The organism is Providencia vermicola, from assembly GCF_020381325.1.
Lineage (GTDB): Bacteria > Pseudomonadota > Gammaproteobacteria > Enterobacterales > Enterobacteriaceae > Providencia > Providencia vermicola.
The window spans coordinates 1-23,629 of record NZ_JAGSPI010000008.1; the positions used below are offsets into that span (position 1 = coordinate 1).

Here is a 23,629-nt window from a genome sequence, read left to right on the forward strand (position 1 = left end):
TGGCGGCAATAGCGCGGTGGTCCCACCTGACCCCATGCCGAACTCAGCAGTGAAACGCCGTAGCGCCGATGGTAGTGTGGGGTCTCCCCATGTGAGAGTAGGGAACTGCCAGACATTAAATTAGTGAAAAAGCCACCCATTGGGTGGCTTTTTTGCGTTTGGGGAAATAAAAATGACTCAGTTTACGGTGGTTGAGCCGTTCGGTATGCTTCGTTTTGTTTACTCTGCCCGCTATTTTTATGGTTGAAAGAGGAAGAGACTCAAAAGCCATAAGTTAATCAATAATCCACTCAGCAATTAACGTGTTTTTTGATTGCGTAAGTGGATTTGATAAAGATTAGCGGGGATTCCTATTTTTGGCTCTGTCTTTTTCAACGCTGGTAAAGTATGGAGATGAAGCGACAAAGCCCCTCATCAGCTAGTTATAAGCCAATCAGTAGTTCACTTAGCAATTAACAGGGGTTATCACATTGCTTATTGTTCCCACGCTTTTATTCTGCTTTTTACCATTCAATTGATTGCGTCTATGTATAGATAGTCGCTATAGCGATAAATCTGGTAGGTTAAAAGATAGGTGGCTTTCATTTACGGCTATTTTTTATCTCATTAGTAATAGATAAATTATGATCTATTAAAAATAATAATGACTTAACGTTATTATCTGGCTTGTTTGTTCTGATCCCGTTATATAATATTTATCAATTTTATGGTTTTTATGGTTTTAATTAATAACTCAGAAATGTCCATTTTTTAAATGGTAAAGCTATAAAAATCAATAAATAAAAGAATATTAATCAATTTTACTCATATGATAAAACCTTATTCTGTGAGCGAATATTGGGTAAAAAAACAGGCAATTGTTTATTTTTTTATATAAAAATTGTTAAATTGATGTTTCATTTACTTGCATTTATACTGATTCAAAGTCATTAATGGTGCATCTAGTTATCATGTTATCGATGAAGTTTGCTTATAAATGAAATTCTCAAAGGAAAGAAACTCGCGTTCTGATACGAAAGATAGGCCGGCTAAGCAAGTTATACCTTCTTATGCGTTGTATTTCTTGTAAACAAAACCTCTGTACCAAAGGTGGATCACATGAATAAAACAAAAAGCGCTAATCATAAAATTTTTGATCAAATCCTTTCTGTGAATAATCAGAAAGAGAAAGAATTTAACAATGGCCAAGATGGTGCAACGATTCTTTCTTTGTTAGTGATGTTTTTTGTACCCTTTTTACTGCTAAATGCTGCGAGAGGTTTCCTTGGGATTGAGTATAGTTTTGCGTCCGTTATGGGTATGTTAGCAATCAGTGGGATTATCACAGTAGCATTGTTTAAAATGCTAAAATTAGATTCCCTATTTGCAGATAAACATGTTGTATTAGACCAATTACTTTCTCGTTATACACCGAAAAATAAACAAGAATTCAAAAAATTACAAGATGAGAGAAAAACAAACTCGGTTGAGTTTTATTCACTTGTAGAAAATTGGGCTGATGTAGAAAGACAACACTACGCAAGATAGCAACAAATAACGAAAACAAAAATAAGTCCTTAAATATTATCAATATCCTTCTCTTCTCTATGTAGAAAGAAGGATTTTTTTTGTTTTGGTGAGCTGACTGTGGCTTTTATTCAAAAAGTGAATGGATAGTAAAATATCACCTCTAAAAAGCTGACAATAAAAAAACGGCTCGATATTCTGAGCCGTTTTGGGTGGCAATTAGGTGATGTTAGTGTGATTTACCTTGTTCGATACCCAAACCAATTTGTGAGCGAATAAACTGCTCTTTAAAACGTTCTCTTTCCATTTTTCCTTGTTCTGAATTGTCTGTCACAGAGAATAACCATGATGCAATGAAAGCAACAGCCATGGAGAAAAGAGCTGGGTATTCATAAGGATAGATTGGTTTTTCATGATGTAGGATACTGACCCAGATGGTTGGCCCTAAAATCATCAAGACAACCGCGGTAATTAACCCGAACCAACCGCCTGCTAATGCACCGCGAGTGGTGAGTTTTCGCCAGTACATGGACAGTAAAATAATCGGAAAGTTACAACTTGCTGCAATGGAGAATGCCAAACCAACCATGAAGGCAATGTTTTGTTTTTCAAACAAAATACCTAGACCAATTGCAACAAAACCTAAGATCACGACTGTAATTTTTGAGACGCGTAATTCATCTTTTTCGTCTGCTTTACCATTCTTCATTGCCATCGCATAAAGGTCATGGGATACCGCTGAGGCACCTGCAAGTGTTAAACCCGCAACAACCGCAAGGATGGTGGCGAAAGCAACCGCAGAAATAAAGCCAAGGAAGAAGTTACCGCCAACAGCATCAGCAAGGTGAACGGCTGCCATATTGGTACCGCCAATTAGCGCACCAGCTGCATCTTTAAATGCAGGGTTTGAGCTGACCAGAACAATGGCCCCGAAACCAATAATGAAGGTTAATATGTAGAAGTAACCAATAAACCCTGTTGCATAGAAAACGCTCTTACGGGCTTCTTTGGCATCACTAACCGTAAAGAAGCGCATAATGATGTGAGGAAGACCTGCTGTACCGAACATCAGGGCTAAGCCTAGTGATAAAGCAGATATTGGGTCGGAAACGAGTCCCCCTGGACTCATAATGGCAATACCATTTTTATGAACGGCGACAGCTTCCTTGAACAAAGTATTAAAGTTAAAGCCGACGTGCTTCATGACCATAACCGCCATGAATGTTGCACCCGCTAACAATAAAATCGCTTTGATGATTTGTACCCATGTGGTTGCTAACATTCCACCAAACAGGACATACAACACCATCAAGATACCCACTATTACAACCGCCACATGGTAATTAAGGCCGAATAATAATTCGATTAATTTACCTGCACCTACCATTTGAGCAATGAGATAGAGTGCGACGACGACCAGTGAGCCTACCGCAGATAAAATTCGAATTGGTCTTTGCTTTAGTCGATAGGATGCAACATCTGCGAAAGTGTATCGACCTAAATTACGTAAGCGCTCAGCAATTAAGAATAGAATGATCGGCCAACCAATTAAGAAACCAATTGAGTAAATTAGCCCATCATAGCCAGAGGTATAAACCAGAGCGGAGATCCCTAAGAAGGAGGCAGCGGACATAAAGTCTCCAGCAATTGCCATCCCATTTTGAAAGCCTGTAATTTTCCCGCCTGCCGTGTAGTAATCAGAACGAGAACGCGTTCTTTTTGACGCCCAGTAAGTGATATATAACGTAAAGCCAACGAACAGTAAGAACATCACTATGGCCTGAATATTAACAGGCTGGCGTTCAACATCCCCTGTCAATGCATCGGAAAACGCCATTGATGAGGTAAAAAAGAGAATGAGTGAGAGCAAATATTTCATTTTTCTACCTCTTTTAAAATTTCGGCCGTTAAACGGTCGTATTCACCGTTAGCACGGATAACGTATAGCCCAGTTAGTACAAACGAAATGACGATTAGCCCAACACCCACAGGGATCCCCCTTGTGATGTACGAACCTTCCGAGATTGGTGTACCTAACCAGCTAGGGTCAAAAGCGATAAGAAAAATAAAACCAACATACAGGACAAGCGTTATTACTGATAACAACCATGAAAAGCGACTACGTTTTCTAACCAGTTCTTTGAAGCGAGGGTTATCCTCTACCTTTTCGTAAGCAGTAGCATTCATCAGAGTTCTCCTCTGTTATACTCGTCATACTTCAAATTGCAGCTTTGTTGACTGCACTCACTCACACGAGTCACATACTTATGTATGCTCCTCGTGATTCGTTCGCTTGTCGCCTAGCTGCACCTCGAATTATTTAGAGTAAACCATCTTGTTGGGATGTATGTAAGGCCGCCTTTATGAGTTGGCCTTTTGGCGTTATGACATACTCATAGACTGTTTTTCTTCGAGTAGTTTTTCGACAACACCTGGATCTGCCAGCGTGGAGGTATCTCCAAAGTTGCTAGTGTCCCCTGATGCAATTTTTCGTAGGATACGGCGCATGATTTTACCAGAACGGGTTTTCGGCAAAGAATCCGTCCAGTGAAGAACATCCGGCGTTGCGATTGGGCCTATTTCTTTACGTACCCAATTACGAACTTCGGTGTACAGCTCAGGAGAGGGTTCAACTCCCGATATTAATGTGACATAGGCATAGATTGCCTGCCCTTTAATATTATGAGGGATACCAACCACAGCGGCCTCTGCCACTTTTGGATGTGAGACGAGGGCGGATTCAATCTCTGCGGTTCCTAAACGGTGACCTGAGATATTTAATACATCGTCAACACGGCCGGTGATCCAGTAATAACCATCTTCATCACGACGAGCACCATCTCCACTAAAGTACATACCTTTAAAGGTAGAGAAATAGGTTTGCTCGAAGCGTTCGTGATCGCCAAATAAAGTCCGGGCTTGACCTGGCCATGAATCGACAATCACTAAGTTACCTTCGGTTGCCCCATCGATAGGTTCACCGAGGTTATCCACGAGTGCAGGACGGACACCAAAGAAAGGTAATGTAGCAGAACCTGGTTTTAACATCGTTGCGCCTGGCAGCGGCGTGATCATAAAACCACCCGTTTCGGTTTGCCACCATGTATCGACCACTGGGCAACGGCTATTACCAATTTTCTTGTAGAACCATTCCCACGCTTCAGGGTTAATTGGCTCGCCAACAGAACCAAGAATGCGTAATGAGCTACGGTCAGTACCTTCAATTGCTTTGTCGCCTTCCGCCATTAATGCACGGATAGCGGTTGGTGCGGTATAAAGAATATTGACTTGGTGCTTATCAACGACCTGACTCATTCGGTTAACGGATGGGTAATTTGGCACACCCTCAAACATCACGGTTTTTGCGCCGTTGGATAATGGCCCATAGAGTAAATAGCTATGACCTGTTACCCAGCCCACATCGGCGGTACACCAATAGACTTCACCAGGATGGTAGTCAAAGGTATATTTAAATGTGAGAGTGGCATAAACCAGATAACCACCAGTGGTGTGGAGAACCCCTTTGGGTTTGCCTGTTGAGCCAGAGGTATACAGAATAAACAGCGGATCTTCCGCGCTCATTTCCTCTGGTGGGCAATCAGCGCTAACGCCTTGAGTGACATCATGCCACCATAAGTCGCGGTCTTCGACCCAGCTCGGAACATTGCCTGTACGTTGGTAGACAATGACATTTGCAACCGTGGTGACTTGTGGATTAGTTAAGGCGTCATCCACATTTTTCTTCAGTGGAATAGCGCGCCCTGCGCGTAAGCCTTCATCTGCCGTGATAATCAGCTTCGCTTTGCAGTCAATAACGCGACCTGAGACCGCCTCAGGAGAGAAACCCGCGAAAATGACAGTATGGATAGCACCAATACGTGCACACGCTAGCATGGCGACCGCCGCTTCGACGACCATTGGCATGTAAATCGCCACGACATCCCCTTTGCGGATGCCTTGTTTTTTTAAGACGTTCGCAAACTGGCTCACATCATGATGCAGTTCGCGGTAAGTGACATTTTTTGACGATGAAGGATCATCGCCTTCCCAAATAATCGCGACTTGATCGCCTTTTTCAGCCAGATGGCGATCCAAGCAGTTTGCACTTAAATTTAAAGTGCCATCTTCAAACCAACGAATATCAATATGACCAGGGTCAAAAGAGGTATTTTTGACACGGGTATATGGTTTAATCCAATCAACGATTTTTCCTTTTTCGCCCCAAAATCCTTCAGGGTCTTGAATCGAGCGTCGGTACTCATCGTTATACTGTTGTTCTGTAATCAGGGCATTTTTTGCAATTTCAGCAGGAACGGGATGTTTAGTTATTTGAGTCATATTATTATCTCCTTGCAGATGTTAATACTATGTCAAAAAATGGTTAACTAAAGCACGAAATATAAATTTGTTTTTCTTTTGCGCGGAAGATCACGTATTAATTGTAATGAGATTTGCAGGATTATCATTTGATGCTAAATCCCATATTGAAATATTAATCTAAAAATATTGAAATTGTTGGATGTAAAGAAAAATAAATCGTGTAGATATTGGTATTAGTTACTGTATAAACTAATTCTCATAGGGAATGCAAAAGACCACAATTTTATCATGGGTTTGATAATGATTTTCATTAACAGTAAAATAACTATAATAGAAAGAAATTCACAAGGTGCGAAACTACGCAAGTGCCATACCCTATGAACCTTGTGGTGAAAATGAGAAACATAGTGGTATTTACGTCACTGGAGACAATAAAATGAGTTATACATTACCAGCTTTACCTTATGCTTATGATGCGTTGGAACCACATTTTGACAAGCAAACCATGGAAATCCACCACACTAAGCACCATCAAACCTATGTGACTAACACCAACACGGCGTTAGAAAAATTACCTGAATTAGCGGGTCTTGATATTGACGTTCTTATTCAAAAATTAGACCAAATTCCAGCTGATCAACGTACTTTTGTACGTAACAATGCAGGTGGCCACTCAAACCACAGCATGTTCTGGAAAGGTTTGAAATTAAACACTGAATTAAAAGGCGACTTGAAAGCGGCTATCGAGCGTGATTTTGGTAGCGTTGATGCATTCAAAGAGCTATTTGAGAAAGCCGCAGCAACTCGCTTTGGTTCTGGTTGGGCGTGGCTGGTTCTGAAAGATGACGGTAAATTAGCTGTTGTATCAACTGCTAACCAAGACAGCCCATTAATGGGTGAAGCGATTTCTGGCGCTTCAGGCTACCCAATCATCGGTTTAGATGTGTGGGAACACGCATATTACCTGAAATTCCAAAACCGTCGCCCTGATTACATCAAAGCGTTCTGGTCAGTGGTTAACTGGGACGAAGCAGCGGCACGTTTCGCTTCAAAAGCTAAATAATTAGACTTTTTAATTAAGTCTCAAGTGGGCGTAGCATCGATGGTGCTGCGCCTTTTTTATTTCCTGTCCATTTGATTGTTATCTCGATTGGCATTCTTTATGATAAGGGCTTCGTCACCAATTTATGTGGAGAGCGCCGCCCATGTCATTCTTACCCCAAGTCTTTATCGGTAAAGTCCAAACAACGCAATCTTGCGGTCGAAGTGCGATTCATAAACATGCGGTAGATGGGTTATTGGCGTTGGGGCAGCTTGGGTTAGAGGGCGACGAGCAAGCAGAAACACGTTTTCATGGCGGGCCTGATAGAGCGCTTTGCCACTATCCTCGTGACCACTATGAATTTTGGCTAAATGCGTATCCTGAACAAGACGATTTGTTTATGGCATCAGCATTTGGTGAAAATATATCCACGATGGGAATGACCGAAGAGAATGTATTTATTGGCGATATCTATGCATGGGGAGATGCGCGAATTCAGGTCACTCAACCCCGCTCTCCTTGCTATAAGCTCAACGGCCTAACTGGCGTGGAAAACTTCGCTCAAATCATGCAAGACAACGGCCGTTGTGGGTGGTTATATCGCGTCATTAAAACGGGGAATGTCAGTGCTAATTCACCGATAACACTATTGAGCCGCAACAGTGAGGTTTCAGTACAAGAGGCGATAATGATTGCATTTCACGCCCCTTATGATGAGCAGCTGTATCATAGACTTCTCAGTGCAGCGGGGTTATCTGCCAGTTGGAGCCTAACGATGCAAAACCGCCTCAATAATCATCGTATTGAAGAGTTTAACCACCGTTTATTTGGTAAACGGAGTTAGGAGTGACCGATAAATTGCTGGTACCAAGGTGTACCAGTCATAAGTTCCGTATGGCTGCCTTGAGCAATAATCTCTCCATCCTCCATATACACGATGTTATCTGCTAAACACGCAAGGTGAGGGTGATGAGTGACGACAATGCGAGTTTGTTGATTTGTTTTAGTTATTAAGGAAATCACAGAAGCGGTATTGATGGTATCTAGGCTTGCTGTTGGTTCATCCATTAAAATGATATCTGGGTGGCGAAGAAGTAGCCGTGCAATACATAGACGCTGTTTTTGCCCACCTGAAAGTGCCATACCGCTCGCGCCGACGTCTCGGTTTAAAAAATCAGGAATATCCTCAAAATTTAACAGTGAAAGCAGAGTGTTAACCTCTCGGTCATCAATATTAGGCTCTTCTAATGTTAGGTTTTGGCGTACATTACCGCGAAATAGCGCACTGTCTTGTAATAAAACCCCACGCTTTGAACATAATGCTTCTTGGGATAACTCCGTCAGGTTTTTATTACCGTAACTGATGAAGCCCTGAGTCGGGTCTTGCAGACGAGCTAGTAAGCTTAAGAGTGTGCTTTTCCCTGCACCAGATGGGCCAACGATAGCTGTGAAAGTATTATGAGCAAAATTGACAGTAAGATTATTTAAAATTCGTTTTTTTTCATCATTATAGAAAGATAATTGTTGGCAACGGATATCGTTACTTTCAGGGGCAGGGGCTCGATAGGGAAACGTTAATTCAGGGGTAATCAATGCGGACTCAATCTGTTTAATCGATTTTTTGGCTTGTCTTACTGATTGATTTAAATGCGAAAGAAGCCAAAGAGGTTCAATGAATCTTGCTAATAACACCATCCCTGCTAACCATAAGCTCAATGGCATGTCACCTTGGTTCATTTTTTGAATACCTAAATAAAATAAAGCGATAAAAATGATTTGGATAGTGCCTGAAAATAGTAAATGGAATGGCAAACTTTGGCGCTGTAATTGTTTTTGTGTTTGGTACTGTGACGCTAATGCACAGGTGAGTTGTTGGTGCTGTAGCTGGCTTACTCCAGCTCGTCGGATTAGCGGCTGGTGGAGCGCAAATTGGTCGAGTTGGCGAATAACATCTTGTTCAGATACATGGGTTTGTTGTTCAAAAAAAGCCATTTTTTGACCGCAAAGGCGTAAGGTAAATAATAAAACCAACCCAACGAATAAAAGCATGCATCCAAAAGTAGGTTGGTAGAGAAATACGCCCAATACGACAGCAAATGGCGTGATTAGTCCGCTAATTATGGGGTGCAATAAATGCGCGGGAACCGACATAATGTGTGAAACAGGCCCAGCCACTAGGTGATTGGCATTTTTTATTGGCTGTAACGACAAGGGTAAGTGGCGAATTAACGCGTTAGTGAGGTAGCGCATCACTAACCCCCCAGCTAAATAGCCTTTTTGGGTGGCAATAAAGGTGATCATAACGGATATCAGACTACATACCGTCAGTAAAGCCGTCGGTACCATGATGTCTGATGACCAACTGAAAATAACATATACCAGTAATAACCCGCAGATCCCATCTAAAATAGCCGCAAATACCATCCAAAAAATGGCGCTGCGTACTGTATATAATAAGGATTTAAGCATGGTTTTCCTCCAAAGCACGCAGTAATTGCTGATAATCCATTGATGTATTTGCTAAGTCTTTGTGGGAGCCTTGGGCTATTAGCTGGCCTTCTTTCAGTAGCAAGACTCGATTAGCGAGGTTTAAGCTGCCTAGATGATGAGTCACTAATACGCAAGTTCTCGCGTCAGATTGCAGTAGTGACAACACTCGCTGAGCATTTTGTGGGTCTAATGCTGAGGTGGGTTCATCGAACAGCAATAATGGTGCAGGAGATAATAAAGCTCGGGCAATGGCGAGCCGCTGGGATTCTCCACCCGATAACAGCACTTCTTTTCCAATCACACTATCGAGGCCTTTAGGGGATTGTTGCACCAGTGGTAATAAATTGAGGGCTTCAAGGTAGCGATTCATGTCACTTTCTGTAGCGTGAGGGGCGAAAAACTGTAAGTTTTCCCTTAGTGAGCAGGGCATAGGCTGCGGGTTTTGCATTACAATGGCAACCTGTTGATTTAACGCGATTAATGAGAGTTCAGGTAACGGTATTTGGTTAAATAAAACAGTACCTTGTGAAGGGTCTAAAAAGCGCGCCATGAGCTGTAATAATGTGCTTTTTCCTGCACCCGAAGGCCCGACTATCGCGATGAGTTCACCGTTAGCAATATCGATATCAATTTGAGATAAAAGGGTTTTGTTGCTAAGAACAACGCTGACTTGAGTCAGTTGGAGGTGGCAAGATATTGTATCGAGCGTTTTTTTGCCGTATTGCATTTCAGGCTCATTCAATAATTTTTCAATACGTTGTGAGGCACTGACCGCAAGGTTTAATGCATCAGCACCGTGCCCCATGGCTGCAACGGGTGCCGCGATACTTTGTATTAATAAAATAAATAGAATAACTTGCGCGAGTGAAATGGGGCTGGGAAGCAATATCGCCCCTAAAATGACCCAGAAAGACAGTAAGGTGGCACTGATACCGATTTGGGTGAGTGAACTTAATGCACCAATTTTACCAATCCAACGCATAAAAGCGGTTTCAAAATCTAGCAGTGCGAGTGATGCTCGTTTTTGTATCCCTTGGTTTGGGTATTGCCTAGCGAGTAAAGGGTTATCGGCTAATTCAGCATATTGGCTATAGAGGTGCCCCATGGTTTCATTGCGAGCAGTATATAAGTGTTGGTAACGTGGTGCTTGCATTACGCGGAACAAAAAAACTGCGGCGACTAAAGGGATAAGGCAAAAAAGTGTGAGTAATACGTTTTGCCAGAGCAAAATGAGTATGGCAGCAACGGGTACTATCATCAGTTTAGTGAGATCGGCAGGCGCGTGAGCGGTTAATTGGTGGAGATAGCGCACATCACGGTCAATCACCTGTGAAATACCCTCTCTACCTTGCTGGGTGAAGTGATGTAAGGGTAGTTTTCCTATTTTATCAAGTAGTTGTAGTCGAAGCTGGTGGCACAAACGATTGTCTGTTTGGTGAGTGAGGTACATGGCGAGCGTTTGGCAAATTAACCAGCTTATTCCCCCAATGCAGGCGATAATGGCCCAGTGAGTATATTGATGAACGGGTGATACGGCAACTTGGCTGATGGCTACCCATGGTATGAGGGAGCAAAGACCTGCGATGGCTTGTAAAATCACAGCAACCAGTAAAATTGAGCGGTAGGGACGAAGCAATGTCCAAAGTGCGCGGTACATACAAAACCTCCATAGCGAATCTATCACTGTAATTTATTTCGCTTTATTTAAGGGATTTAGTTGTTTTGCTGACCAGACTATTTGTTTTGTTTGCAGGGCAGAAAAGAGTGACGTTTCCTATGTTTTGAGTAAGATAACGAAATGACATCGCAAGAGGATTGGGGAAAGTAAGATGCAATATGATTTAAATGACCTCTATTACTACGTCAAAGTGGTCGAACATGGCGGCTTTTCCCAAGCCGGTTTAGCATTAGGGATCCCAAAATCTAAGCTGAGCCGACGCATTGCCGATTTAGAGCAAAAGCTCAATGTTTCATTAATTTACCGCTCAACACGTCAGTTTCATGTTACTGAAGTGGGGCAAGTGTTTTATCAGCAGTGTAAAAATGTGGTGGATGAAGCGGAAATTGCCCATGAGCTCATTTGCTCCGTGCAGTCCCATCCTAAAGGCACCATTAAACTTTCATGTCCAGTGGCATTATTGCAGGTTTATTTGAACGAGTTGCTGGTGGATTTTATGGTGCAATATCCTGATATTGATATTCAAATCTTAGCGGTCAATCGCCCCGTTGATGTAATTAGTGAAGGGTTAGATTTGGCAATTAGAGTGCGTTCTTTACCGCTTGATGACTCGGGGTTGATGATGAAAGTGCTAGGGTACTCACGCAGGATATTGGTCGCGAGCCCCCAGTTATTTGCAGAGCAAGGTGCACCTGTTGAGCCTGAAAAACTGGTGGATTACCCTATCTTGGCGAATACAGAACATTCGCAGAATTACACACTGACCTTAAAAAATAGCAATGATCTCAGCTTTACGCAGCATTTTACCCCTAAATTGGCCACAACTGACGTGTTGACCTTGTACCGTGCTGCACTCAAGGGGATTGGTATTGCGAGGTTACCTTATGGGGTGGTGGAAAAGGAAATTGTGTCGGGAGAGTTAGTCGAAGTGTTGCCTGAATGGCGTTTCCCTGAAGATATTATTCATGCGGTGTATCCTTCTCGCAAAGGGTTATTACCATCCGTGCAATTATTACTGAATTATTTGGCTGATAACATTTCGCCGTCAGTCAAATAGAAATCCCCCGATAGCCTAGTGCTACCGAGGGATAATGCGTTATTTATTGCGTTTCAGGAATACGGCCAAATTTGCCACTGTTGAAGTCATTTACGGCTTCATTAATTTCTTCCATGCTATTCATGACAAATGGGCCATAGCCAACAACAGGTTCATCAATTGGGTCGCCGCTTAATAGCAACACCAATGCGTCTTCTGTTGCTTCTAACACAATATTGCTCTGCGTATCATCAAGGATCATCAGCTCACCTTCATTTAAGGCTGAACGCCCATCAACAAATATTGAGCCACGTAACATCACTAACCCTACATTACGACCAGATTTAGTCTGAATACCAACTGTTTTGCCTTTATTGAGCTGTAAATCCCAGACATCTAATGGGGTAAAGGTTTTTGCTGCCCCTTTATGACCTAAGTAATCCCCTGCGATAACGCGCAGTGTGCCTGCGTCATTAGGCAGCGTGACGTTCGGCATCGTTTGACTTTCCAGTAGCTGGTAGCCAGGTGCGGCAGATTTGTCTTTTGCAGGCAAATTGACCCACAATTGCACCATATCAAGAGTGCCGCCTTTTTTCATAAAGTCATCAGACTGGTATTCTTGGTGCAAAATACCCGATGCTGCCGTCATCCACTGAACATCCCCTGGGCCAATGACGCCACCTTCCCCCGTTGAATCGTGATGAGCGACCTCCCCATCATAGACAATCGTGACTGTTTCAAACCCACGATGTGGGTGTTCACCGACACCACGATTCGCGGCATCTGAGCTTGGGAATGCAAATGGCCCCGCTCTATCGAGTAGTAAGAAAGGGTTTAGGTATTTCCCGTGGTTGCTGTAGCTAAACATTGAGCGAACAGGGAAACCATCACCAACCCAATGGCTCCGTGGAGATTGATAGATGCCAATAATTTTTTTCATGGTGAGACTCCGAATTCTATTTTGATGAGCCAATCATAAAGCAGTGGTAAAACGTCGAGTAGTAGCAAAAATAGGTTTCATTGTTCTAATAAAAGAACAATCAGGGTTATGGGGATTATTCTATTTATAGAACAGTGTTTATCAAAACTCGGACTACTCAGGCTCAAATCGATGAATTAATCTAAATAACACGAAAACGGAGCGGATATCGTTCTATTTTTCATTCTAAATAGATTTCTTACTTCATCGTTTGAGAGGTTTTATTATGAGTATTCCAGCGAATTTTAATGGTCAGCGTCCTGTTATTAACCCAGATGATGCGGTGATGTTATTAATTGATCACCAAAGCGGGCTTTTCCAAACTGTCGGTGATATGCCGATGACTGAATTGCGTGCTCGCGCTGCGGTTCTTGCCAAAATGGCTTCACTGGCAAATATTCCAGTGATTACTACGGCTTCTGTACCACAAGGCCCAAATGGCCCTCTGATCCCTGAAATCCATCAAAATGCCCCTCATGCGCAATACATTGCTCGTCGTGGTGAAATCAATGCGTGGGACAACCCTGAATTTGTTGCAGCTGTGAAAGCGACAGGCAAAAAACAGCTAATTATTGCTGGCACCATCACCAGTGTTTGTATGGCTTTCCCTGCTATTAGTGCAGTGATGGATGGCTATCAAGTTTTTGTTGTGATTGATGCATCAGGCACTTACAGCAAAATGGCGCAAGAAATTACGTTAGCACGCGTGGTTCAAGCAGGTGTAGTACCGATGGATACGGCGGCAGTTGCATCTGAGTTGCAAGGAACTTGGAACCGTGAGGATGCGGCTGAATGGGCGATGGCGTATACACAGATTTTCCCTGCTTATCAATTGCTTATCGAAAGCTATAGTAAAGCGCAGGACGTTTTGAAAAATAATGAACAACTAGATTCAGAACGCTAATCAACCCTGTAAGTATTTAACTCATGAATTAAAGATAGCCTTTTAATACAAAGGGCTATCTATTCTCACTCTATTTTTGGATCACGCAATGAACAAAATCGCACTGCCGTTATTGGCATCTTTATTGGTTTTTGGAACTGCGCAGGCAGCAGACTATAAATTAGACCCAACTCATACCAAAGCGGTGTTTTATATTGACCACTTCAATACTTCTACCAATAGTGGTGGGTTTCATAATATCAGCGGCAATATGAATTATTCACCTGAAAAATCAACAGGTAGTGTAAATATTTCTATCCCTGTATCAACATTAAATACAGGTTTAAGTGGTTTTGATAACCATATTAAAAGCGCCGATATACTAGACGCCGCAAAGTATCCAACGATTGAATTTAAATCCACCGAATGGAATTTTGCTGATAATAAACCCGTTTCTATTGATGGTGTGCTGACCATGAAAGGGCAATCACATCCTGTTCAGCTCAAAACGACCAAATTTGGGTGCTATTTCAGTCCTATTTTTAACGCTGATGTGTGTGGTGGCGATTTTGAAACAACCATTGACCGTGCGCAGTGGGGCGTTGATTTCTTAGTGAAAGATGGCATGACTAAAAATGTGACCATCAAAATTCAAGCTGAAGCTATTAAGCAGTAGTGGGTAGGGTTCTTAATGGTAAAAAATAAAACGGGGATGTCTATGTTCCCCGTTTTATTTGCATGAGATAGGAATTACAGCTGAGGACGTTTTACAAAGCCGATCGCTTCGTACACTTTGTCCAAGGTTTCTTGAGCGCGAGCAGCAGCTTTGGTGGCACCTTCATCCATTATTTGGTTCAGCAATGCTTCGTTATTACGGAACTCATGGTAACGCGCCTGTAAGCCAGTCAGCATCTCAGATACCGCTTCTGCAACGGCACCTTTAAGATGACCGTACATTTGACCTTCAAATTCTGCTTCTAATTCTGCAATTTTCTTACCTGTCACACCAGCCATGATATCCAACAAGTTGGAAACACCCGGTTTGTTTTCTAAATCATAACGAATGCGAGGCGGCTCTTCAGAGTCTGTCATGGCACGTTTGATTTTCTTCACAACCGATTTTGGGTCTTCAAGTAGTGCAATGACGTTATTGCGGTTGTCATCAGACTTGGACATTTTCTTGGTGGGATCTTGCAGTGCCATGACACGTGCACCGCCACCTGTTGGGATGAATGGATCTGGAACTGTGAAAATATCACCATAAATGGCATTGAAACGCTGCGCGATATCGCGGCTCAGTTCAAGGTGTTGTTTCTGGTCGATACCAACAGGAACTTGATTAGTTTGGTAAATCAAAATGTCCGCTGCCATCAATACGGGGTAGTCAAATAAACCTGCGTTGATGTTTTCGGCATGGCGCGCTGATTTGTCTTTGAACTGCGTCATACGGCTTAATTCGCCGAAATAAGTGTAGCAATTCAGCGCCCAGCTGAGCTGTGCATGTTGTGGTACATGGGACTGCACGAAAATAGTGCTTTTTTTCGGGTCAATGCCACAGGCCAAGTAGAGTGCGAGGGTATCGAGGGTTCTTTTACGCAGTTCGACAGGGTCTTGGCGAACGGTGATTGCGTGTTGGTCAACGATACAGTAAATGCAGTCAAAATCATCTTGCATCTGTACCCACTGACGTAATGCACCCATGTAGTTACCGATGGTTAATTCACCGGAAGGCTGTGCGCCGCTGAATACGATAGGTTTCTGGGATTGCTTTAGTTTTTCAGTGGGAGTGCTCATTTTAAATTATGTCCTTGCTTATTTTATTTCAGATAAACCGATTGCAGGTAATAGGCCTGAAAAATGGGTTAACACGCAGTCAGGTTCAGTCAATGCAATAGATTCACCATAGTTATAACCGTAGGTCAGACCGACACACGGGCATCCAGCGTTTCGCGCTGCGATAATATCATTACGGGAATCACCGACAAAAAGCAATTCTTCTTTGTGTAAACCGAAAATCCCCATTGTTAAATAAAGGGGTGCAGGATGCGGTTTTAAGGCTTTAACATCATCGCTGCCTAGCACAAGGGAGAAATAGTGGTCGATATTCAGTTTTTTTAGCAGTGGGGCAATGAAGGGAGTTGCTTTGTTTGTCACAATTCCCATTGGTAGCCCATATTTCGCCATCTGTTCGAGCGTTTCTCTGACTTCAGGGAACAACTCGCTGCCTGTTGTGACAGACACGGCATAATATTTATCAAAGCTTTGGCGAGCTTGTTTTTGCAAATCAGGGGTGATGGTGGCATTAGCCCAAGTGAGCGCCCGCTCAACTAAGACATCGACACCATTACCAACCCAAACTGAGACGCGTTCTTTGCCCGCAGGGGGGAAACCAAAATCGTTTAGCATGTTATCGATGGCTTCTGCTAAGCCACCAGCACTGTCAACAAGGGTTCCATCTAAATCGAAAGCAACAGCTTTGATATTCTCTAATACAACTTGAGTCATTGAGATACCTTTTGTAATTCAACACGCATTGCATCGATAACGGTTTTGTAATCTGGTTGATCGAAAATAGCCGAGCCTGCGACAAAAGTGTCGGCACCCGCTGCAGCAATCTCTGCGATATTATTTACTTTCACTCCGCCATCGACTTCCAAACGAATATCATAACCACTTTCATCAATTAATTTACGGACTTGGCGCAATTTATTGAGGGTTTGTGGGATAAAGGATTGGCCACCAAAGCCCGGGTTAACCGACATCAGTAAAATCATGTCTACTTTGTCCATTACATAATCAAGGTAGCTCAGAGGGGTTGCTGGGTTAAATACCAGGCCCGCTGTACAGCCGCTTTCTCTGATTAGTTGCAATGAACGGTCAACGTGATCGCTGGCTTCAGGGTGGAAACTAATGTGTGTTGCTCCTGCTTTTGCGAAATCAGGAATGATTCTGTCGACAGGTTTTACCATCAAATGCACATCAATTGGTGCGGTAATACCGTAATCACGCAATGCCTTACAAATTGGCGCACCAAAAGTCAGATTAGGAACATAATGGTTATCCATAACATCAAAATGCACGATATCTGCACCTGCCGCGAGAACCTTGGCGGTATCTTCGCCTAAACGGGCAAAGTCAGCAGATAAAATAGATGGGGCAATGAGGAAGTTTTTCATTATTGTCTCCGAGTATTAGTCGTTATCTGAGAGCCATTCAGCGCTAGGTACAGGTTGTTGCGTTTTTTTCTTATTCGTTTTTCTAGGAGAAAGGCTATTAAGTTCATTCGTATATAAAGCCAGTAATTCATTGACTTTACTACGGTTTAATATATTTCTACTAATGGTGCGACGTACTTTAACAATATGCAATTGAGCTTGATGATACCACTCTCTGGTTGAGGGGGTATCATGATTTGATATCAATACAGGGATTTTGCTTTCTGTTGACAGTTTATGTGCCAAAATCGCCAGATTTTGTTGTTCTAGCGCACTAAAGGAATTGGTGTGGTAAGCCGTAAAATTAGCGGTCTCAGACAGTGGTGCATAAGGAGGATCGCAGTATATGACGGAGCCTTCCCTTGCATTTAACAAGGTTTCACCATAGTGCTGGGTGATAAAGGTGGCTTGTTGCGCTTTTTCGGCAAACCACAAAAGTTCTTCTTTGGGGAAGTAGGGTTTTTTGTAGCGGCCAAAAGGCACGTTAAATTCACCCTTTGAATTATAACGGCACAAACCATTATAACAGTGGCGATTTAAGTATAAAAAAAGCACGCTGCGTTTTTCCGTATCATCGGAGTTATTAAACGCTTCGCGCATCAAATAATACTGTTCTGAGGTATTAAATTCAGGTGTGAAGATGCGCTGGGCTTCTTCAATGAAAAAGTCAGTTCGGTGTTTAACTGTATTATAGAGATTGATGAGGTCACTGTTGATGTCTGCCAGTATGTATGAATTATAACTGGTATTCAAAAACACTGACCCTGCACCAACAAAAGGCTCAATTAAGCAATCGCCTAGTGGAAGGTGTTTTTTAATTTCTTCCACTAGGGGGTATTTACCCCCAGCCCATTTTAAAAAAGCGCGTTTTTTTTTCATGCCGTCTTATTATTACAATCGTTTAGAGTAACTGCATTTCTACTCTGTCAGGACAACATAATGCGCCCGGGGGAAAACGTTGTTATTTTTGATCCTGTTTGACTTGTTTCATATTTCTCACCCACGGTTTTTTCGCTTGAACAGCAGCAGGTAATGTCCCTATTGCATTTTTTGCGTCAGTGACTGAATTATAGTTACCGTGAATAAGAACATACCAAGTTTGCCCATTACGAATAGTTTTATAAACCTTGTAGTTGGCAAGTTTGTTTTCTTTTGCAAAAGCTTCCAATGTGTCTGAACGGCTGGCGCTGCTTAATTGAAGCGTATAGCTTCCTGCTGGTGCAGACATAACATTACTGCTTTGATTATTGGTCGTTGCAGCGGCTTTTGTCGGTTGCTTTGGTTGAGCTGGCTGTTTCGGCTCTACCGCTTTTGGTTGTGTTCTTTCTGGTGTTACTGGTTTCACCGTTGGCTGTTGCTCAACAGGTTTAACAACGGGTGGATTCAGTGGTGTTACATTCTGTGGTTGTGTTGTGCCCGGTGTAGGGACTTGGCCTTGGTTTAAGGCATCAACAACATCACCAGGAATTTCGATTCGCTCACCTAAACCATTAGGCTGAGTTTGCAACTCACCTTGGGTTGGTGTTGGCGTGATTTGTGAACCTGTAATTTCTTGGGCTTGTCCTGGCTGGGGTTGACTTTGAGTATTGGTCAAAGAGGAAGAGCCAGATAAATCAATGTTTTGCCCACTATTATTACTGGTTGTTTGCTGGCGTTCGTGTTCTGTCGGGGCTTTTAATGCAGAACTGATGGCAATAATCAGTAGTAATAAAACAAGTACACCGACACCAATCATGATGTGTTGGCGTGATAAGGCAATTTTTGGTTTTACAGCCGTCGATTGACGAGAACGCCCTGTTGGTCTGTCTGATGTATCTGGCCTAAGGTCATTTTGACCTTGTGGCTGGTTATCTGGTTTAAATTCGTCCATTTTCCTCTCCCGAATAAAATTTGCCTATAGTAGAGATAAAATGTCTCTTATCAGTACAGCCTGTTAACGACCAAATAGAGCTTTGTTGCTCACTTTTAAAGCATAGATTCTTTCGCGATACCATGCTAACCAGAATGGTATTTTTTTGTATGCTTTTTTGAAGTTCGTGTAGAGGCGTAGGCATACCGTATAATTTAACGACTTTGAACTGCATCTACCAGTAACATTTTAAAACACCAGTATAAATTAGGCATTTTCTTTGTTTTTGGCGATGCAAAAGGCCATTTTGTCATAATTTTATGGCGTACAGGATGTTATTGCGGCAATTACCGTTTGCGAATCAAGATCTGAACGCATTTCTGAGTGCCCGATAGTGGTTGGTAGGATTAAGTGTAATTTTCCCCCCATCACTTTTTTATCACGCATCATATGCGGTAGGTAATCATCCGGCTTCATTTGTGAAGGGCCTTTGACTGGGAGTGAGGCGCGTTCTAACAGTGTAATAACGCGTTGTGTTTGCGCTGGCGTGAATTGGCCAATTAATTCAGCGGTTTTAGCCGCCATGACCATTCCCGCAGCGACGGCTTCACCATGTAACCAGACACCGTACCCCATATGTGCTTCGATAGCATGACCGAAGGTATGGCCTAGGTTAAGTAATGCTCTAAGGCCGCTGGTTTCTTTTTCATCGGCAGCCACAACTTGTGCTTTGAGTTCACAGCAACGGCGGATACAGTAAGCCATTGCTTGGTTATCCAAAGCAACCAGTGCATCAATGTTGTTTTCCAACCAAGTGAAAAATTCACCATCAAGGATGATGCCATATTTAATGACTTCAGCGAGGCCAGAAGCGAGCTCTCTTGGTGGGAGGGTTTTTAAGCAATCGAGGTCGATGACAACAGAGGCAGGTTGGTAAAATGCCCCAATCATATTTTTCCCTAATGGATGATTGACTGCGGTTTTACCGCCGACAGAAGAATCTACTTGAGATAGCAATGTCGTTGGAACCTGAATAAAGCGAACACCACGTTGATAGCTTGCAGCAGCGAAACCTGTCAAATCACCGATAACGCCCCCACCAAGAGCGATGAGGGTAGTATCGCGGTTATGGTGTTTTTCCAGTAATGCAGTAAATACATCATTCATAATAAACAATGATTTATACTGTTCGCCATCGGGTAGGGTGATGGAATCCACTTTGACACCAGAAGCCTCTAGAACACGTTTTATCTTCTCAAGATAAATGGGTGCCAGTGTTTCGTTTGTCACTATCATTGCTCGTTGACCTGCAGTTAATGGCCAAAATGCACCTGTTTGGTTATATAACCCAGGTGCAATATTGATTGGATAACTGCGTTCGTCCAGCGTAACGGTGACCTTTTCCATCTTGTTCTACCTTGAATTCATTACTGACAAAATAACACGATGATAAATTAGTTTTTTTCTAACATTTCGATGATTTGGCTAGCAACGACTTTGGCGCTTTGTTCATCCGTATGAATGGTAATATCTGCGATTTCTTCATACATAGGGTTGCGTTCGTCAGCCAATTTCTCGAGTACTTCACGCGCAGGTTCATCAACCTGTAACAGTGGTCGTTTTTTATCGCGTTGTGTACGAGAAAGTTGCTTCTCAATTGTGGTTTCGAGATAGACAACGACACCGCGAGCGGATAAACGGTTGCGGGTCTCTTTAGACTTAACAGAACCGCCACCTGTCGCTAATACAATGCCTTGTTTCTCTGTGAGTTCATTGATGATTTTTTCTTCGCGATCACGAAAGCCTTCTTCGCCTTCAAGGTCGAATACCCAGCCGACATCCGCGCCGGTGCGTTTTTCTATCTCGTGATCAGAGTCGAAAAACTCCATATTAAGCTGTTGTGCCAACTGACGGCCAATAGTGCTTTTGCCAGCGCCCATCGGTCCAACCAGAAAGATATTGCGTTTCTCTGCCATGTTTTTTGGTATTACTACGATTATTCGTTAATGAACCCGCCCCGCCAATAAAAAATTAGCAGCGGGACCTAAACTGAAACCTCATTAGTGATGATGTGAGATCAGATAGGAAAATTATCTCAACACATCAACTAGGATTGCAACTATATAAATATGGCACTAAGCGAACAAAGTGCCATATTTTCAATTACAGGTTTCTATATTTGAGCCGTCGTTATTGCCTAATGCATTGTTTAGCATGATTTTTAACAGATTTAGAATACCATTAGGTGCATATAATTTCTGTTAATTGTAGAGCAAAATTATTGTGGCTGTTTTATCAGCGACTGACAGCTTGTTCTTTAATCTAAGGATAGTTAGAACATTCAATGGATAACCTTGTATGCTAAAACGACGTCAGCGTCAAATTTATCCGGTAGGTTTATGGCATAAAAAAAGTTTTTTTTTGTGCTCTTTGGCTTATTGTCTATTCAACTAGTTGAAGTATAGATGTTATTTTACTCATACTAAATATTGATAAGTTTTGGTGTAATAAAAACGACGAGAACCCGTTTGTCGATGTGTTTTGCGCTATTTGTAAACAATGCTCCTAAAAGAGGGACATGAGAAAGGAAAGGCAGACCCGTTTGTGTTGTTTCTTGTTTTTGCTGAAAAATTCCACCCAATATTAGGGTTTCATTATTTTTAATGGTGACTGAGGTGGCGATTTCTTGTTTGTTTATCGCTAAATGGTGATTTTGACTGCTAGTGAGCGCTGTATCTGGCGAGTTATGGCTAATTTTTAGGTTCAATTCTACTTTTTCATCACGGATAATCGTGGGTGTTACATCCATACCTAAGACAGCATCCTTAAATTGTACATGAGTCTTCTTTTCACTACTGGTGACATAAGGGATTTCGGTGCCTTGTTGGATACTCGCGGCTTGTTGGTGTGAAGCCATAAGACGTGGGCTGGCAATAATAGACAATAGATTTTCTTTTTCTAACGCATTGAGCTTCATTTCAAGTAAACCTTCGCTTAGTTTTAAGACGTTAAATGAAAATTGCCCGGGTGCAAAGTGGTAGCGATTATAGCGATTAAGCCGGCTGTGTGTTGTATTGCCAGCAAGTAATCCCCATTCAAGGCCTAACTCCTGTAGTGCCGTTTTACTACTGCTAATAATATGCGCGGTGATCTGAACTTGTTGTTGAGGTAAATCTTTTTGTTTTATCCATTCTTCAATGAGAGTGAGGCGTTCTTGGCTATCTTTAATGATCACGCTATTTGTTGTCGCCTCGTGATGAATGGTTGCGTTTTTTGACAATAAAGTTGTCTCAGGCTGTTTTAGTAATTGGTGAATCTCTTGCGCTTTCATTGAGACTAATGTGAAAATTTTCTCAATCCAAACCTCGTTATTGGCCTCTAAAGGTAAAGAATGCTTGGTGGCTTGAGGGGTAATATTTTCCTCAATTGGCAAGAGTGGGACAAAAGGGTCGCGAATTTGCTCTGCAACAGCAGCGTTAAACATAAATATCAAAAAAACAGTTATTAGCCTTACAGCAGAGATTAAAGTGTTATTCATGGCCATTTTCATCCTTGAGAGTGGTTAAATGAATTATTGATGACAGTGTCATTGATGCAACCAATATATTTTTTTTCGGGTTAAGCGTGACTTCTGAGTAATGCCATTTATGGGGAGAGGGTGAAGAAATCAGCTTTTGTATAAAATGATAGATTTCGGTGAAGCTACCTTGTATTTCCATAAAATAGCCTTCGTTATTATTTATAGGTTGAAGCTTATTGAGTGTAACGGCGGACTGACTCATGAGTGCATTAAAATGCGAAAATAGTGCCAGAGGGCGGTTATCAAACACAGTGTGTTTTTCAAGGTTTTCAATTTGTTGTGCTAACCGATAGAGTGGAGGCAGTTGTTGAATTCGTTGTTCTTCCTTTTGAATGTAGTCAGATAAATGAGTTATTTCATTTTCTAATTCAATGAGTTGTATTGAAGACTTCTCCCAATAAATAAAATAGCCCACAAATAGAAACAATCCAATAAAGACAACAACGGGTAAGGTTTGCCGCCAAAAAGAGCGATACCAAAAGGCATGGAATGTTTCATTCATTTACCTCTCCTTGATGTTTTGCTGCGATATGCAGGCTATTTAATTGCTGATTTCGGCTGAGTTGTTTTAATTGAACTTCACTTAAATTTTTTTGGTTTTCCAGTTGCTGGCTAAAAAGAGCCATATTTTGAAAGTCATAGCTATTAGCTTTGATATTGAGTTGATCATTAATGAGCTGAAAAGAGGTCAGCCAGCTTTTTGACGGCGTTATCGTTGGTAAGCTACGCAGTAAAACCAGTAGTGCACGGTTGTTTTGCTCAATGACTTTATATTTGTTTTGTTTTTCAATCAGTTGGTTTAATTGAGTCTGTTGATGCACTATCTTCAGGCTTAATTGCTGGATTTGCTGGCTTTTTTCTTGTGTGCTATATAGTGAAACTTGTTTGTTATTAAGGTCAATCTGTTGAAATATATATAAAAAACAACAAGCAGTAAGTGTGGAGCAGCACAGTGCGCTAGTGAAAAGAATAAATTCATGTTTTTTTTTCATTATTTTTTGTTGCCGCCAAGGTAAAAAATTGACTTGGTATAGATTTGTGTTTTTCATGT

Annotated in this window: 22 protein-coding genes and 1 rRNA gene; 7 read left to right on the forward strand and 16 right to left on the reverse strand. The window is 42.1% G+C overall.

Annotation, left to right across the window (positions count from 1 at the left end):
* Together rrf and KDJ85_RS12600 are read left to right on the forward strand one after the other, a co-directional pair.
* A 5S ribosomal RNA gene (gene rrf / locus KDJ85_RS12595) occupies positions 1–114 on the forward strand; the annotation flags it as partial.
* Between the two features lie 984 nt (positions 115–1,098).
* On the forward strand, positions 1,099–1,527 hold the full coding sequence (locus KDJ85_RS12600) for a ubiquitin family protein (protein ID WP_225819961.1): 429 nt from the start codon (positions 1,099–1,101) through the stop codon (positions 1,525–1,527).
* Positions 1,528–1,735: 208 nt separating this feature from the next.
* On the opposite strand, the gene actP is transcribed toward KDJ85_RS12600, so the two are convergent.
* From actP to acs, 3 genes are all read right to left on the reverse strand, one after another.
* Entirely contained in the window at positions 1,736–3,385 is a 1,650-nt protein-coding gene (gene actP / locus KDJ85_RS12605) for a cation/acetate symporter ActP (RefSeq protein WP_225819962.1), read from the reverse strand.
* Entirely contained in the window at positions 3,382–3,693 is a 312-nt protein-coding gene (locus KDJ85_RS12610) for a DUF485 domain-containing protein (protein ID WP_225819963.1), read from the reverse strand. Before KDJ85_RS12610 ends, actP begins: the two co-directional genes overlap by 4 nt.
* Before the next feature lie 195 nt (positions 3,694–3,888).
* A complete protein-coding gene (gene acs / locus KDJ85_RS12615; protein ID WP_225819964.1) occupies positions 3,889–5,844 on the reverse strand; it encodes an acetate--CoA ligase in 1,956 nt (651 codons plus the stop codon).
* Between the two features lie 418 nt (positions 5,845–6,262).
* Here acs and sodA point away from each other — a divergent pair, with 418 nt between their 5' ends.
* Positions 6,263–6,889 (forward strand): superoxide dismutase [Mn], encoded by a 627-nt coding sequence (gene sodA, locus KDJ85_RS12620; protein ID WP_225819965.1) that lies wholly within the window; start codon positions 6,263–6,265, stop codon positions 6,887–6,889.
* 142 nt (positions 6,890–7,031) lie between these two features.
* Positions 7,032–7,712, forward strand: a complete 681-nt coding sequence (gene yiiM, locus KDJ85_RS12625) for a 6-hydroxyaminopurine reductase (protein ID WP_225819966.1) — start codon at positions 7,032–7,034, stop codon at positions 7,710–7,712.
* Here the strand turns inward: yiiM and KDJ85_RS12630 are convergent.
* Both KDJ85_RS12630 and KDJ85_RS12635 read right to left on the reverse strand, forming a co-directional pair.
* Positions 7,709–9,337 (reverse strand): ATP-binding cassette domain-containing protein, encoded by a 1,629-nt coding sequence (locus KDJ85_RS12630; RefSeq protein WP_225819967.1) that lies wholly within the window; start codon positions 9,335–9,337, stop codon positions 7,709–7,711. The two genes, yiiM and KDJ85_RS12630, sit on opposite strands and share 4 nt — an antisense overlap.
* Positions 9,330–11,015, reverse strand: a complete 1,686-nt coding sequence (locus KDJ85_RS12635) for an ABC transporter ATP-binding protein (protein WP_225819968.1) — start codon at positions 11,013–11,015, stop codon at positions 9,330–9,332. The genes KDJ85_RS12630 and KDJ85_RS12635 overlap by 8 nt, the downstream gene beginning before the upstream one ends.
* A 172-nt stretch (positions 11,016–11,187) precedes the next feature.
* Here KDJ85_RS12635 and KDJ85_RS12640 point away from each other — a divergent pair, with 172 nt between their 5' ends.
* The gene (locus KDJ85_RS12640) at positions 11,188–12,093 is read left to right on the forward strand and encodes a LysR substrate-binding domain-containing protein (protein ID WP_225819969.1); all 906 of its coding nucleotides are present in this window, start codon (positions 11,188–11,190) and stop codon (positions 12,091–12,093) included.
* A gap of 43 nt (positions 12,094–12,136) precedes the next feature.
* On the opposite strand, the gene KDJ85_RS12645 is transcribed toward KDJ85_RS12640, so the two are convergent.
* Positions 12,137–13,012, reverse strand: a complete 876-nt coding sequence (locus KDJ85_RS12645) for a pirin family protein (RefSeq protein ID WP_206085212.1) — start codon at positions 13,010–13,012, stop codon at positions 12,137–12,139.
* A gap of 265 nt (positions 13,013–13,277) precedes the next feature.
* Between KDJ85_RS12645 and KDJ85_RS12650 the strand changes: the two genes are divergently transcribed.
* The gene (locus KDJ85_RS12650; RefSeq protein ID WP_225819970.1) at positions 13,278–13,955 is read left to right on the forward strand and encodes a hydrolase; all 678 of its coding nucleotides are present in this window, start codon (positions 13,278–13,280) and stop codon (positions 13,953–13,955) included.
* Between the two features lie 88 nt (positions 13,956–14,043).
* Positions 14,044–14,610: a YceI family protein gene (locus KDJ85_RS12655; RefSeq protein WP_225819971.1), complete on the forward strand. Its 567-nt coding sequence runs from the start codon at positions 14,044–14,046 to the stop codon at positions 14,608–14,610.
* Between the two features lie 74 nt (positions 14,611–14,684).
* Here the strand turns inward: KDJ85_RS12655 and trpS are convergent, their stop codons facing one another.
* The 10 genes from trpS to KDJ85_RS12705 form a co-directional block, all read right to left on the reverse strand.
* Positions 14,685–15,728, reverse strand: a complete 1,044-nt coding sequence (gene trpS, locus KDJ85_RS12660) for a tryptophan--tRNA ligase (protein WP_225819972.1) — start codon at positions 15,726–15,728, stop codon at positions 14,685–14,687.
* An 18-nt stretch (positions 15,729–15,746) separates the two neighbouring features.
* Positions 15,747–16,439 carry a phosphoglycolate phosphatase gene (locus KDJ85_RS12665; RefSeq protein WP_225819973.1) on the reverse strand — a complete coding sequence of 231 codons (693 nt, stop codon included), beginning with the start codon at positions 16,437–16,439 and terminating at the stop codon, positions 15,747–15,749.
* On the reverse strand, positions 16,436–17,110 hold the full coding sequence (rpe, locus tag KDJ85_RS12670) for a ribulose-phosphate 3-epimerase (RefSeq protein ID WP_206085208.1): 675 nt from the start codon (positions 17,108–17,110) through the stop codon (positions 16,436–16,438). The genes KDJ85_RS12665 and rpe overlap by 4 nt, the downstream gene beginning before the upstream one ends.
* 15 nt (positions 17,111–17,125) lie before the next feature.
* The gene (dam, locus tag KDJ85_RS12675; protein WP_206085207.1) at positions 17,126–18,028 is read right to left on the reverse strand and encodes an adenine-specific DNA-methyltransferase; all 903 of its coding nucleotides are present in this window, start codon (positions 18,026–18,028) and stop codon (positions 17,126–17,128) included.
* Between the two features lie 82 nt (positions 18,029–18,110).
* A complete protein-coding gene (locus tag KDJ85_RS12680) occupies positions 18,111–19,019 on the reverse strand; it encodes an SPOR domain-containing protein (RefSeq protein WP_225819974.1) in 909 nt (302 codons plus the stop codon).
* Positions 19,020–19,316: 297 nt separating this feature from the next.
* On the reverse strand, positions 19,317–20,405 hold the full coding sequence (gene aroB / locus KDJ85_RS12685) for a 3-dehydroquinate synthase (protein ID WP_225819975.1): 1,089 nt from the start codon (positions 20,403–20,405) through the stop codon (positions 19,317–19,319).
* Between the two features lie 47 nt (positions 20,406–20,452).
* Positions 20,453–20,974 (reverse strand): shikimate kinase AroK, encoded by a 522-nt coding sequence (gene aroK, locus KDJ85_RS12690; RefSeq protein WP_047756505.1) that lies wholly within the window; start codon positions 20,972–20,974, stop codon positions 20,453–20,455.
* 506 nt (positions 20,975–21,480) lie between these two features.
* Positions 21,481–22,536 (reverse strand): transporter, encoded by a 1,056-nt coding sequence (locus KDJ85_RS12695; RefSeq protein WP_225819976.1) that lies wholly within the window; start codon positions 22,534–22,536, stop codon positions 21,481–21,483.
* Complete coding sequence (locus KDJ85_RS12700) at positions 22,529–23,080, reverse strand: hypothetical protein (RefSeq protein ID WP_225819977.1); 552 nt, start codon at positions 23,078–23,080, stop codon at positions 22,529–22,531. The genes KDJ85_RS12695 and KDJ85_RS12700 overlap by 8 nt, the downstream gene beginning before the upstream one ends.
* Positions 23,073–23,627, reverse strand: a complete 555-nt coding sequence (locus KDJ85_RS12705) for a PilN domain-containing protein (protein WP_225819978.1) — start codon at positions 23,625–23,627, stop codon at positions 23,073–23,075. Before KDJ85_RS12705 ends, KDJ85_RS12700 begins: the two co-directional genes overlap by 8 nt.
* Positions 23,628–23,629: the final 2 nt, after the last annotated feature.